Origin of the sequence: Mesorhizobium sp. M7A.F.Ca.US.014.04.1.1, from assembly GCF_003998745.1 — a bacterium.
Classification (GTDB): Bacteria; Pseudomonadota; Alphaproteobacteria; order Rhizobiales; family Rhizobiaceae; genus Mesorhizobium; species Mesorhizobium ciceri.
In genome coordinates, this window is record NZ_RZRW01000983.1 from 1 (window position 1) to 1341 (window position 1341).

Annotated in this window: 1 protein-coding gene and 1 pseudogene; both read left to right on the forward strand. The window is 62.0% G+C overall.

The annotated features are described in order from the left end of the window. A pseudogene (locus tag EOA22_RS33775) lies at positions 1-399 on the forward strand (DeoR/GlpR transcriptional regulator); the annotation flags it as partial. Further along, on the forward strand, positions 386-1341 hold a 956-nt coding region (locus EOA22_RS33780; RefSeq protein ID WP_127390621.1), incomplete at its 3' end, for a four-carbon acid sugar kinase family protein. The pseudogene EOA22_RS33775 and the gene EOA22_RS33780, both read left to right, overlap by 14 nt.

Consider the following 1341-nt stretch of genomic DNA (forward strand, 5'->3'; position numbering starts at 1 on the left):
GTGCCGGGAGTACGCCTCGTCATGCTTGGAGGCACCTGCAAGCCGGGTTCTCTAACTCTGGTTGGCCAGCCTGGCGAGAATTTCCTGCGTACCATCCACGCCGATGTGGCAATTCTGGGCACTCACGCCATCACCGGGGACATGCTCACGGAGACCTCGCTCGAGGTCGCGGCGATGAAGCAGGCGATGATCGCCGCGGCGCGACGGGTGGTCGTGCTTGCCGACAATTCCAAATTCACCACTCCGAATTTCTGCACCATCTGCCGCCTGGCCGACATCCACCAGATCATTACCGATGACGGCATCGATCAGGCCAACCTCAGCAATCTTCGGACGCTCGATGTGAACGTCCGCGTCGTGCGCGTCAGCCGTTCGGGTTCTTCAATTGAGCGCTCTTGAGACTGTCGATATCCGGATCATCGCGGACGACCTGACCGGCGCTCTGGACAGCGCGGTTTGCTTCGCCTCGCCAGGCCAAGGTGTCGGCGTGAGCTGGCAACTGGATCGTAGGCTCTCGGGCCGTTCGGCTGTCGATATCGCCACACGTGAGGGCGCCGAGACAACGGCCGTCGCCAGACACTTGAAGTTCGCGCCATGGCTGGCCGCCGGACAGCTGAGCTTCAAGAAGATCGACAGCCTTTTGCGCGGTCACGTCATTGCCGAAATAGAAGCCTGCATCGTCGAAGGTGCGTACCAGCGGGTTGTACTGGCGCCCGCGTTCCCCTTTCAGGGCCGTGTTACACGCCTTGGGCGTCAATGGCGGCTCGATCGGCCCGAAATGGTCGGTCCCGACATCCTCGCCGGCCTCGGTCGGCGCTTTTCCTCTGGCCGGTCGGTACCGGGCACGCGGCCGGTTCATTTCCTCACACTCTACGACGCCGAAACGGACAAGGACCTGGACGAAATCGTTGCAACGGCGAGCGCGCCGCAGACACTCTGGGTTGGTACGGGCGGCCTGGCTGCCGCGCTGGCGCGACACCTGAGCATACCACACAAGCCTGTTCCGGCACTGCCCGCCCCGTTCCTGGGCCTTGTCGGCACAAATCACGAAGTCACGGCGGGACAGGTGGCCTCGTTTGCCACCAAGCATGCTGATGGGCATATCGTTGTGGAACGCGACATCGACAAAGCGAAAAGGGATCTGGCAAAACGGATCATGCGAGGTGCGCCGTCGGTTGTCACTGTGGTTGCATCGGGTGATCGCCACGCGATTGCAGATCATATCGGCAAGGTGTTTGCGTCGCTTCTTGACGGTTTGCCAAAGCCCGGAACGCTGCTCGTCACTGGCGGCGAAACATTGCGATCGGTGTGCTCCAGCCTCGGCGTCGTCGAACTCACGGT